Origin of the sequence: Desulfococcus sp., assembly GCF_041737845.1 — a bacterium.
Lineage (GTDB): Bacteria > Desulfobacterota > Desulfobacteria > Desulfobacterales > Desulfococcaceae > Desulfococcus.
This window is the reverse complement of the sequence record NZ_JBGSQX010000160.1, coordinates 1-11492: the sequence shown is the minus strand read 5'-3', so window position 1 is coordinate 11492 and position 11492 is coordinate 1. Positions and strand designations below refer to the sequence as shown.

The 11492-nt window shown below is 57.6% G+C and carries 11 protein-coding genes and 1 tRNA gene; 1 reads left to right on the top strand and 11 read right to left on the bottom strand.

All coding sequences use genetic code 11. From position 1 onward, the window contains the following. Positions 1-61 precede the first annotated feature (61 nt). From ACEW8N_RS19980 to serA, 11 genes are all read right to left on the bottom strand, one after another. A complete protein-coding gene (locus tag ACEW8N_RS19980; RefSeq protein ID WP_373501712.1) occupies positions 62-1033 on the bottom strand; it encodes an RluA family pseudouridine synthase in 972 nt (323 codons plus the stop codon). Positions 1034-1050: 17 nt separating this feature from the next. Next, the gene (locus ACEW8N_RS19975) at positions 1051-1599 is read right to left on the bottom strand and encodes a CarD family transcriptional regulator (RefSeq protein ID WP_373501629.1); all 549 of its coding nucleotides are present in this window, start codon (positions 1597-1599) and stop codon (positions 1051-1053) included. A gap of 228 nt (positions 1600-1827) precedes the next feature. After that, entirely contained in the window at positions 1828-3840 is a 2013-nt protein-coding gene (locus ACEW8N_RS19970; RefSeq protein ID WP_373501628.1) for a sodium-translocating pyrophosphatase, read from the bottom strand. 17 nt (positions 3841-3857) lie between these two features. Next, on the bottom strand, positions 3858-4448 hold the full coding sequence (pth, locus tag ACEW8N_RS19965; protein WP_373501627.1) for an aminoacyl-tRNA hydrolase: 591 nt from the start codon (positions 4446-4448) through the stop codon (positions 3858-3860). 5 nt (positions 4449-4453) lie between these two features. Continuing rightward, positions 4454-5080, bottom strand: coding sequence for a 50S ribosomal protein L25 (locus ACEW8N_RS19960; protein WP_373501626.1), 627 nt, complete (start codon positions 5078-5080; stop codon positions 4454-4456). 67 nt (positions 5081-5147) lie between these two features. Then, a complete protein-coding gene (locus ACEW8N_RS19955; RefSeq protein WP_373501625.1) occupies positions 5148-6089 on the bottom strand; it encodes a ribose-phosphate diphosphokinase in 942 nt (313 codons plus the stop codon). A gap of 60 nt (positions 6090-6149) precedes the next feature. Next, positions 6150-6224: transfer RNA gene (locus ACEW8N_RS19950), tRNA-Gln, on the bottom strand. 16 nt (positions 6225-6240) lie between these two features. Next, positions 6241-7128, bottom strand: a complete 888-nt coding sequence (gene ispE, locus ACEW8N_RS19945; RefSeq protein ID WP_373501624.1) for a 4-(cytidine 5'-diphospho)-2-C-methyl-D-erythritol kinase — start codon at positions 7126-7128, stop codon at positions 6241-6243. Between the two features lie 20 nt (positions 7129-7148). After that, positions 7149-8576, bottom strand: coding sequence for a Do family serine endopeptidase (locus ACEW8N_RS19940; RefSeq protein WP_373501623.1), 1428 nt, complete (start codon positions 8574-8576; stop codon positions 7149-7151). A gap of 46 nt (positions 8577-8622) precedes the next feature. Continuing rightward, positions 8623-8979, bottom strand: coding sequence for a DUF1844 domain-containing protein (locus ACEW8N_RS19935; RefSeq protein WP_373501622.1), 357 nt, complete (start codon positions 8977-8979; stop codon positions 8623-8625). A gap of 90 nt (positions 8980-9069) precedes the next feature. Beyond that, positions 9070-10665, bottom strand: coding sequence for a phosphoglycerate dehydrogenase (gene serA / locus ACEW8N_RS19930; protein ID WP_373501621.1), 1596 nt, complete (start codon positions 10663-10665; stop codon positions 9070-9072). A gap of 457 nt (positions 10666-11122) precedes the next feature. On the opposite strand from serA, the gene ACEW8N_RS19925 reads away from it, so the two are divergent. Beyond that, on the top strand, positions 11123-11492 hold a 370-nt coding region (locus ACEW8N_RS19925; protein WP_373501620.1), incomplete at its 3' end, for an NAD(P)-dependent oxidoreductase.

Genomic DNA, 11492 nt, shown 5'->3' with positions numbered 1-11492 from the left:
TCCTTGACGCCGATGAGGCCGCAGTCCGATGAAGGGGCTGCGGCCTCTTTCCTTTGGATGATTATGCGCCGGGATTTACCGTTCTGAGGGCGATGATGAACTGATCCATGTCACAGGGCACGGGTGCCGTAAAGCACATCTCTGCGCCGCTTGTGGGATGCATGAACCGAATCTGCCAGGCGTGGAGCATCTGCCTGGTGATGCTCCGGAGGAGGGTCCTGAAAACCTCGGAAGACCCGAAAGCGCCATGCCTCGGGCCGTAAAGCGGATCCCCGACGACGGCGTGACGAATGGCGGCAAAATGAACGCGGATCTGATGGGTTCGTCCGGTCAGGAGGTCAACCTCCACAAGGGATGCCTGAGGGAGGGGCTCCAGGAGAACCCAGCGGGTTTCGGCGTTTCTTCCGGATTTCGCGATGGTGGACATTTTTATCCGATCCACGGGATGCCTGCCGATGGGCATCACGATGCTCCCGCGGGAAGTTTCCATATGTCCATGGACAACGGCAAGATACTTCTTCTGGATGCGGCGCAATTTGAACTGCTCGGCCAGGCCCGCCTGGGCTTCGGCGTTTTTTGCGGCAACCAGGATGCCGGTGGTGTCCTTGTCCAGGCGATGCACGATGCCGGGGCGGATCTCTCCGGAAATGCCGACCAGGTCGGGGCAATGGTGGAGCAGGGCATTGACGAGTGTTCCGGACGGATGGCCCGGGGCCGGGTGAACCACCATGCCGGCCGGCTTGTTCAAAACGAGGAGATCCTTGTCCTGAAAGATAATATCGAGAGGAATCTGCTCGGGAAGGCAATCCCCAGGCCGGGGAGCGGGTATCTGTCCGGAAATCTCATCGCCCGGCCGGATGCGATATCCCGGCTTGATTTTTTTTTGGCATACGCTGACCTGGCCCGCATGGATGAGTGATGCAATATAGGCGCGTGAAATCCCCGGCATCACCTTGGCCAGAAATGCGTCAATCCTCTGGCCCCCGGCCGCCTCGTCAGCGATGAAGGTGAACGCATCGGCTATTTCAGTCATCAAGGGGAAAAATTGGTTCAGCAAGCAAACAGGGATTCGATTTCAGTGAGGATTGTCTGTTCGTCGGTTTCTTTGGCTGTGGAGAGTTCCTTGACCAGGAGAACCTGGGCGGTGTCGTAAAGCTTGCGTTCACCAAAGGAGAGATCCTTAGACATTTTCAGGATGAAGAGGTCGCGGTACACCTCGGCGACCTCGTACAAGGACCCCGTCTTGATTTTTTCCATGTACTCCCGGTAGCGCCGATTCCAGGTCTGATTGTCCAGCGGATTTTCCTGCCTGTCCGCCATCACACTGTAGATTTTAGGGATTTCGCTTTTGCTGATGACATCACGCAGTCCCACCGATTCGACGTTCCAGGTCGGGATCATGATCACCATCGCATTTTCGAGCACCTTCATGATGTAAAAGTCGTGCGTTTCTCCCCCCACGACCTTGCTTTCAATGGATTCGATGCGGCCCACCCCGTGAGCCGGATAAACCGCAAGATCACCGACATGAAAACGCCGAATCTTCTTGATTACTGCCGGATTGCATTCGGCTAATGCTTTAGCCTTTTTATCGTTCATTCCACCACCATTGTATTGTTTAAAAAAAATACACCTCGTGAACCGGCAGGAAGGATGGATGTGCGGAGGGTTGCCGAGACGGAGGGTATTATGACATCAAACAACGATTGTGTTTTTTATCATACATGTATCAAACAAGCAAATAAAAAAGGATTGGCGCGCAATCTCCGCGCCAATCCTCTTTCATGAAACGCCTGAAACGGACCTGAAACGTCCTTCGTATCGAACTTACATCAGGAACGGAACCATCAGCAGCGCGACAACGTTCAGGATCTTGATCATCGGGTTGACGGCCGGTCCGGCGGTATCCTTATATGGATCGCCGACGGTGTCGCCGGTGACGGCAGCCTTGTGGGCGTCGGAGCCCTTGCCGCCCAGGTGGCCTTCTTCAATGTATTTCTTGGCATTGTCCCATGCGGCACCGCCGGTGGTCATGGACAGGGCCACGAACACGCCGGTAACGATGGAGCCGATCAGGAGACCGCCCAGGGCGACCTTGCCAAGGATGAAGCCGACCAGAAGAGGAGCGACAACCGGCAGAAGCGCGGGAACCACCATCTCTTTCAGGGCGAACTTGGTGACGATGTCGACGCAAGCGCCGTAATCGGGTTTCGCGGTGCCTTCCATGATGCCCGGAATTTCCCTGAACTGACGGCGGACTTCATCCACAACCGCGCCGCCGGCGTTGCCGACCGCCTTCATAGCGATGGATGCGAACAGGTAGGGCAGGAGGCCGCCGATGAACAGGCCGATGATGACGTTGACGTCGGACAGGTCGAACTTGATGGCGCTTTCTTCGCCACCCTTCATCTGGAATTCCATGACGTAGGCGGCGAACAGAACCAGGGCGGCCAGACCGGCGGAGCCGATGGCGTAGCCTTTGGTGACGGCCTTGGTGGTATTTCCGACGGCATCCAGCGGGTCGGTGACGGCACGGACGCTGTCATCCATACCGGCCATTTCGGCAATGCCGCCGGCGTTGTCGGTGATGGGGCCGTAAGCATCAATGGCGATGACCATACCCGTCATGGAGAGCATGGACATGGCGGCCATGGCGATGCCGTACAGTCCGCCGAACTGATGGGCCAGGTAGATGGCCAGGCAGATGGTCAGAACCGGGGCTGCCGTGGCCTGCATGGAGACGGCGAGACCGGAGATGATGTTGGTGCCGTGACCCGTGGTGGAGGCCTCGGCAATGCCTTTCACCGGACCGTAGATGCCGGTGTAATACTCGGTGATGATGACGATGACAACCGTCAGAGCCAGACCGATAAGCGTGCAGTAGTAAATGTTCATGGCACTGATTTCGGGAATGTTAGCCATGAATTTCATGCATACGAAGTAGAATGCGACGGCTGCGATAATGGCGGACCCGAACATCCCTTTGTACAGCGCGCCCATGATGTATTGGCTGCTTCCCAGGCGGACGAAGAAGATTGCGATCATGGAGGCGATGATGGAGATGGCGCCCAGGACCAGCGGAAATTCAGTAGCCATGGGGATTTTCGGGTACAGCAGGTGGCCGATGAGCATCGCGGCAACCGCGGTTACAGCGTAGGTCTCGAAAAGGTCGGCCGCCATGCCGGCACAGTCGCCGACGTTGTCACCGACGTTGTCGGCGATGGTGGCGGGGTTTCTCGGGTCGTCCTCGGGGATCCCGGCTTCAACCTTGCCCACCAGATCAGCGCCGACGTCGGCGCCTTTGGTGAAGATACCGCCGCCGAGACGGGCGAAGATGGAGATGAGGCTGCCGCCGAAGCCCAGGGCGACCAGGGCGATGACGTCATGGGTGAAGTAATAGTAACCGGAGACGGATGTCAGCGCGAGACCGGCAACGATCATACCGGTAACGGAGCCGCCCCTGAAGGCCATGGACAGACCGGCGGAGAGCCCTTTCTTGGCTGCTTCGGCGGTTCTGACGTTGGCCAGAACGGATACCCTCATTCCGATGTAGCCGGCGCAGAAGGAGGCAAGCGCACCGACGAGAAAACCGATGGCGGTTTTGGCGCCCATGGTGGCGAAGATAACGCCGAAAATAATGATACCGGCGATGCCCATGCTTTTCATCTGGCGGTTGAGGTACGCAATCGCGCCTTCCTGAATGGCGCTGGCGATCTCCTGCATCTTTTCGTTTCCAGCGGGTGCGCTTTTGACGATTCCGGCCAAGATAATGGCGAAAAGGATTCCGACGGCTCCGACGAGCGTGCCTGTCAACGCCACATTATTCAATACAAATTCCATTTTACCTCCATCCAAACTTAAGTTAGGTTTTGAGTTTTGCGGTTGAACCTGTTCATACCTTCCTTCGTGCCCTTGCAAAGGACCGTAACGGCGGCCTCCCGACCCATTTGGATGATCCGGCCCAATTGTGCCGTTTCCTCCGATGTGAATCTTCCCAAAACATGATCGGAAACATCCATGTCGGGATCAGGACGCCCGATGCCCATGCGAAGCCGCGGGAAATCACCGCTTCCAAGGGCATCCATCAGAGATGTGATACCTCGATGTCCCCCATGACCTCCTTTCTCTTTGATTTTAATCCTGCCGAACGCAAGGTCGATGTCGTCGTGGACGACCAGCATCTCCTCGAGTTTCAGCCCTAATTTATCCAAAAGCAAAAGAACCGGAGGTCCGCTCCGGTTCATAAAAGCCATCGGTTTTGCCAGAACGGTCTTGCAATGCTGGATGCGTCCGCAACCCACCCATAGATCGCGCTGCTTTTCTGTGACGGAGACGGAATAAACATCCGCGATGTCATCTATCACCATAAATCCGAGGTTATGCCGGGTGGTTTCATACGCCGCTCCCGGATTTCCGAGTCCAACGATCAGATGTTTCGGCGGTTCCAATGACCTTATTCACCGGCTTCGGATCCGCCGGCCGCCTCTTCGGCCCCGGCGCCTTCTCCTGCCTCTTCGGGTCGGCCGCTCAGAATGGTGAGGACCGTAAAGTTCGCGTCATGGGGAAATTCGATGCCTTCCTCCGTGACGATGTCCTGGATGTGGACCGAGTCTCCCATGTCGAGTTCGGTGATGTCGATCTCGATTTCCTCGGGCATCTGGTTGGGGAAGCAGAGGACTTCAAGCTCCCGGCGGATGATCTGAAGCATGCCGCCGTTTTCTACACCGATGCATTTTCCCGTAACCGTAACAGGCGCCATGGCTCGGATCTTCCGATCCATGGCAATTTCATAAAAATCGGCATGGATCATGTGACGCGTCACCGGATGAATCTGGAGGTGTTTGATCATGGCGGTTTTGGTGCTGATATCGCCGCCTTCGATCGTCATGTTGAAGAAGGCCTGGCTGCCGGTTCTGCTTTTGATTGCCTTATCCAGCTCTGTGGTATCGATGGAGAGCGCAATGGTTTCGGCGCCGGGACCGTAGAGTACGGCCGGTATCCTGCCGTCAGCACGAAGGCGGCGGGACGGCCCCTTCTTTCTTTCTGTTCTAACGTTCGCTTTCAGTTCAATGAGTTCCAAAAAAAAGCCTCCTTATGAATGATGAACCGGTATCTTTGACCGGTTGTGATCTGGATAAAAGAATTTTCTACACAAACAGTGATGTCACGGAATCACCTTGATGGCTTCGAATAATTGCCTCCCCGAACAGCGCCGCGATGGTGAGCGCGGTGATCTTGTCACACGCCTTTGCCTCCTCCCGGAGCGGAATGGTGTCGGTTACGACAAACTTTTTGATAGCTGAATTCCGAATCCGTTCGATTGCAGGCCCCGACAATACCGGATGCGTACAGCAGGCGTAGACCTCTTCGGCGCCGCTTTTCATCAACGCCCCGGCTGCTTCGGTCAGTGTTCCGGCCGTGTCCGCCATGTCGTCGAGGACGATGGCGATCTTGTCCTTGACGTTGCCGATGACCGCCATGGCCCTGGCTTCATTGGGCGCTTCACGCCGCTTGTCGATGATGGCCAGGCCCGCGTCCAGGCGCTTGGCAAACGCCCTTGCCCTCTCGACGCCGCCGGCGTCCGGCGACACGATGATGACCTTCTCAAGGTCGAAGTTGGCCCGCATGTGGTCTATCAGGACCGGGGTGGCAAACAGGTTGTCGACAGGAATGTTGAAGAACCCTTGAATCTGCCCTGCGTGAAGGTCCATGGTGATGACCCTGTCGGCGCCCGCCAGCGTGATCATATCGGCGACCAGCCTTGCGCTGATGGGCACCCGGGGAGCGACCTTTTTATCCTGCCGGCCATAGCCGTAGTAGGGAATGACCGCTGTGATCCGCTTGGTCGATGATCGTTTGCAGGCATCGATCATCAGGAGAAGCTCCACCAGGTTGTCGTTGACCGGGGAGCAGGTCGATTGGATGACAAAAACATCCCTTGCGCGAATATTCTCATTGATTTCGATCTGGATCTCGCCGTCACTGAAGGTTTTGACCTTGGCGCCGCCCAGGGGCAGATGGAGGTAATCGCATATCCGCGTGGCGAGTTCAGGGTTCGAGTTTCCTGAGAATATTGTAATCTCGTTCATATCAGGTCAGTTCCGTATCCCTCTGTCTAATGTGCCTGTTTTCGGCGCTGCGATGAAGATTGGCTGGGGCGGGAGGATTCGAACCTCCGAATGCAGGAACCAAAATCCTGTGTCTTACCGCTTGACGACGCCCCAAGATTACCACGCCGGGCTATTCGATGGGCCGAACCATCAACTCTGCGGAATAGGCCCGCCAGTTCCCCATGGCTGAAAGCGATGCCAGCGCATGGTCTCTCTTTTCGGCCGTGTGGAAAAGCCCGAAAACCGTCGGTCCGCTGCCAGACATCAATGCCCCGGCCGATCCATGCTTCATGAGGGCGGCCTTTGCCGCATCAATTTCCGGGAATTCATGGATCGTTACCGTTTCGAGATCGTTGCACAGATATTGCAAAATGTCAAAATCTTGCCCTTTCTCAAGGGGAAAACTTGTATTGGCTTTTTTACATTTTGTCAATCCCAAATTGAGGTTTTTGTAGACATTCGCAGTCGACACGCCGAAGGAAAACCCCAACAATACAAGAAAAAACCGATCGAGTCGGTCATAAGCCGTCAGTCGGTCTCCGATGCCCTCCGCGATGGCCGGCCGATTGAGGAGAAAAAAGGGTACATCGGCGCCCAGAGACCGCCCCATCTCCATCAGTATTTTCAAAGAAAACGGGCATCCGGACCTTCGGTTCAGCGCGGTCAGCACGGCTGCGGCATTGCTGCTGCCGCCGCCAAGACCGGCCGACACCGGGATCCGTTTTTCGAGCAGGATGTGGACGCCCTCTCCGGAGGGCATCCGGTCGAGGAAAAGGGCCGCCGCCCGCCATGCCAGGTTGCGCTCATCCGACGGAACCCCGGGGTGGTCGCACGTCAGCCCGACGCCCTGATGTCCAAAGGTCAGTGTCAAGGTGTCGGAAAGCGTTATTGGGCACATCAGGCTGTAAAGATCGTGATACCCGTCTGGACGCTTTGCCGTGACGTGAAGAAACAGGTTGATCTTGGCAGGCGACTGCACCCGGAGCATTGCGGCATCATGTTGCAGGCGGTTTTTCATGGCATCGGCCTGTCGGCCACCTATTTGGTTATTTTGATGACGATGAAGCCCTGACCGGACCTGCGGATGAAGAACTGAAGCGTTTCGCCGGCGGCAGCCCCGGCAACCCGATCGTGATAGTCCCTGACCGTTGCGACGGCATCATGATTGATCTCTTTGACCACATCCCCGGCCTGGAAACCGGCATCCTCGGCCTTGCTCTCCGCGGCGATATCCGTGATGATGACGCCGCCCTCGGCGGCCATGTTGAGCCGAAGGGCGATTTCGGGGGTCAGAGCGGTCACCTGAATGCCAAGACCATCTTCCGTTCGACCCTCTCCGCCGGATCTCGCGGCTATGGCCGTCTCGTCTCGTTTGGCGATGGTCACCTCGAAGGCCCGGGTTTCGCGGTCTCTCACCGCCTCGATGCGTGCGGTGTTTCCCACCTGGATGCCTGCGATGGTGCGGGTCAGGTCACGGGTGGTCGCCACGGGGATGCCGTTGACGGAGAGGATCACATCCCTGGCGCGGATGCCGCTCAGCGCGGCGGGGTCCCCTTCGAAGACTTCCGTCACGAGGACGCCGGTCTTGCCCTGGATGCCTTGATAATCCGCCATTTCCGGGGTGATGTCCTGGATGGCCACGCCCAGCCAGCCCCGGGTGACTTCCCCGCTCTGTTTGAGCTGATCGATAATCCCCTTGGCCAGATTGATGGGAACGGCAAAGCCGATGCCCTGGGCATTGGAGATGATGGCGGTGTTGATGCCGACGACCTTGCCGTCCAGGTTGATCAGGGGCCCGCCGCTGTTTCCCGGATTGATGGAGGCATCCGTCTGGATGAAATCGTCGTAGGGACCCGATCCGATGACGCGGCCTTTGGCGCTGACGATGCCCGCGGTCACCGTATGCTCCAGACCGAAGGGGTTTCCGATGGCCACGACCCACTGTCCGACCTCAAGAAGGTCGGAGTCGCCGAACTCCACTGCGGGAAGCCCTGTGGGGGAGGATACCCGGATCAGGGCCAGGTCCGTGTTGGGATCCCGCCCGACGATCTCGGCGCCGTATTCCTTGCCGTCGCTCAGGCGGACCTGGATTTCAGCGGCCGTTTCGATGACGTGATTGTTGGTCACGATATAGCCTTTTTCATCAATGACGAAACCAGACCCAAGGCTTTGCTGCTTGAAGGCTTTACGGGGATCTTCTCCGAAATATTTTTCGAAGGTATCCAGCGGGTCTTCTTCCTCGAAATGCTGCGGGCCCGTGCTGGGCTGAGTCCCGCCGTCGCTTCCGGTGATGTTTTCCGCCCGGATATTGACAATCGAAGGCCCGATGGATCTGGCAATGTCGCTGAAGCTTTCAAGCGGGTTCCGAACCCTGGCGGGCGGGGCCTCATCCCCTGCGCCCCGGGCCGGCAGGACCGCCGTCCATGCGATGAGCAGCAGAAGCCATGGGAGGGATTTGATCTTCATGTCGAGCGATCCTGTCGTAATGATGATGACGGGCAGGTGGGCCGATTCATCCCGCTTCCCGGACGTAGATCATCCGCAAGTCGTAGAGGATGTGCCTCAGCATATCCCGTTCCTGGTCGGTCAGGTTTCCGCGGGTTTTCTCTTCGAGCATCCCCAGGATGTCGATGGTCTGCTTCGCCGCCGTCAGGTTTTTGCTTTTCTTGCCGGCCGCCGGATCATCCAGCACCCCCATGTGGACAAGAACCGAGGAATTGAGAGAGAAGAGGAACATGGAGAAATCAATCTTCGGAAAAGGAATCGTTCCCTGTTCCAGTCTGGCGGCTTCGTATTCCCTGGCCATCTGGGCATCGGATTTCCGTTCGGAAGACGGTGCTTCAGCCGTCTTGTCTTTTTCCTCAGCCATTTCGACCTCCTTCATGGTTGACATGCGGTTGGGATCGCGGTCCGGGCGGCGCGCCATCTCTGGAATACCGCCCGGAGCAGGATCATCGGGTTACAGTTCCAGGGGGATGACGATTTTCACCAGGGCCAGGCTTCGAAGCTCCTCAACCACTGCGGGGGGAATCGGCGTGTCGGTTTCGAGGAAGATGATGTTTCGGTCGCCGTCCTCGCCTTCGCCGACCTGCTCCTGTCCGACCTGCATGCGCCCGATGTTAATGTTGTTCTTGCCGAGGGTCATCCCGATGCTGCCGATGGCGCCCGGCTTGTCGAGATTGTGAATGATGGCGGAATGACCGTGAGGCGTCATTTCCAGGCGGAAATTGTTGATCCTGACAATGCGCGGATCGTTTTTGCCGAAGACGGTCCCGGCGAGGGACATGCTCATCTCCGTCGTCTCCGTCGTGAGCCGGATCAGATTGATGTAATCCTCGGCGTCGGCGCTGTTGGTTTCAGAGACCTTGATGCCGCGGTCCTTGGCGATGATGGGCGCGTTGACCGAATTGACCATATCTTTGATCATCGGCGCGAGGAGCCCTTTGATGATGGCGGTGGAGACCGGCGACAGGTCGAGCCCCTGGAAGTCTCCCATGTACTCGATGGTGACGGACTTGACGGGGCCGCAGATGAGCTGGGACATGAGGCACCCCATGCGGTCTCCCAGCGCCAGAAGGGGGCGCAGCTTTGCAAGCAGTTCGCCGGTGACCGAGGGGACGTTGACAGCGTTCACGATGGTGCCGGTGCTGAGGTAATCGATGATCTGCTGCGCCACAGCGACGGCGACATTGGTCTGGGCCTCCTTGGTCGACGCCCCCAGGTGCGGGGTGCAGATGAAGTTGTCCAATTCGAAGAGGGGCGAGTTTTCAGGGGGTTCCGTTTCAAAAACGTCCAGGGCGGCGCCTGAAACCTTCCCGCACTTCATGGCGTCGTGAAGATCGGCCTCGTTGACGATGCCGCCGCGGGCGCAGTTGACGATCATCACGCCGTCTTTCATTTTATCGAAGGCGCCTTTGTTGATGAACCCGACGGTGTCCTTGAGCTTCGGCACATGAATGGTGATGTAATCGGACCTCCGGTAGAGTTCATCCATGGAAACCGGCTCGAAGCCGTCTTTTTTGATCCGTTCGGGCGTGACGAAGGGGTCGTGGACGATGACCTGCATCTTGAGGCCCCTGGCCCGGTCGGCAACGATGGAGCCGATTTTCCCGAAACCGACGACGCCCAGGACCTTGTTGAAGATCTCCCGGCCCTGGAGCTTCTTTTTGTCCCAGATGCCCGCTTTAAGGGTGGCGGTGCCGCGGGGAATGTTTCGCGAGAGGGCAAGCATCATGGCGATGGCATGCTCCGCGGTGGTCACGACGTTGCCGGTCGGGGTATTCATCACCACGATGCCCCGTTTGGTCGCCGCCGGGATATCGACGTTGTCCAGACCGATCCCGGCCCTTCCGACAACCTTCAGCCGACGGCCCGCTTCCAGCAGTTCTTCGGTTACTTTCGTCGCGCTGCGGATGACCAGGGCTTCATAGTCTCCGATGACGGCCTTGAGCGCTTCCGGCGAAAGGCCTGTTTTGACGTCGACATCAATGCCGTCCGCCTCCCGAAACATCTGAACCCCAACCTCACCCAGGTTGTCGCTTACCAGTACTTTCATTCCTTTTTCCCCTTCGCTCCAAATATGACCAGAATATCAACCATTGACGGTTTCGCAAAAAGGCCGATATCTGCGTTACGCTTCCTCCCTCGTCACTGCGGCGTACCCTGCGTACGCCTCATTCCTCGGGATTCGCAAGCCGTATCTCGGCCTTTTTAAAAAACCGTCTGAAAATCGACTTTTTGCAAATCCATCAACCATTCCATGTGAACAGAACGGCACTGCCCGATAACCTCCGAATATGGATTTCTTGTCCGATTTTACGGGACCGTCAGAAGACAGGAGAATATAAATCCCGGGCGTTTTGTCAAGCACAAAGATGGAATCCTTCAAAACCGGCGGATTCGGGCGGTTCAGGAAAATAACAATTTAAATATCAAAACGTTTCAGGTATATGGGAGAGAAACAACATCGGATGCCATTTCTTTGGAACCCACGAGAGAAAAACGGAGGCGTCATGAACCCTATGGAAGCAGGGAAGACCCGGATCGGATGGATCGGAACCGGCGTGATGGGCGGCTGGATGTGTAAACACTTGATGGACAGGGGATTTGAGGCCGTGGTCCACAGCCGCACCCGTGAAAAGGCGGCGCCCATGATCGCCCGGGGGGCGTCGTGGGCCGATTCCCCGGCGGCGGTTGCCAGGGCCGCAGATGTGATATTCACCATGGTCGGCACCCCCGAGGATGTCCGGTCGGTCTATTTCGGGGATGCGGGCGTTCTCGCGGGGGCCTCGGCCGGCAAGGTCCTGGTGGATATGACCACGACCCGGCCCCGCCTGGCCGCGGAGATCTTCCGGGCGGCCGGGGCCAGGGGCGCCGGCGCCC

Bases quoted from the DNA above. Each gene is read 5' to 3' on its own strand.
- ACEW8N_RS19980 (WP_373501712.1), bottom strand. From the start codon at position 1,033: ATGACTGAAATAGCCGATGCGTTCACCTTCATCGCTGACGAGGCGGCC.
- ACEW8N_RS19935 (WP_373501622.1), bottom strand. From the start codon at position 8,979: ATGGCTGAGGAAAAAGACAAGACGGCTGAAGCACCGTCTTCCGAACGG.
- ispE (WP_373501624.1), bottom strand. From the start codon at position 7,128: ATGAAAAACCGCCTGCAACATGATGCCGCAATGCTCCGGGTGCAGTCG.
- ACEW8N_RS19940 (WP_373501623.1), bottom strand. From the start codon at position 8,576: ATGAAGATCAAATCCCTCCCATGGCTTCTGCTGCTCATCGCATGGACG.
- ACEW8N_RS19955 (WP_373501625.1), bottom strand. From the start codon at position 6,089: ATGAACGAGATTACAATATTCTCAGGAAACTCGAACCCTGAACTCGCC.
- serA (WP_373501621.1), bottom strand. From the start codon at position 10,665: ATGAAAGTACTGGTAAGCGACAACCTGGGTGAGGTTGGGGTTCAGATG.
- ACEW8N_RS19970 (WP_373501628.1), bottom strand. From the start codon at position 3,840: ATGGAATTTGTATTGAATAATGTGGCGTTGACAGGCACGCTCGTCGGA.
- ACEW8N_RS19975 (WP_373501629.1), bottom strand. From the start codon at position 1,599: ATGAACGATAAAAAGGCTAAAGCATTAGCCGAATGCAATCCGGCAGTA.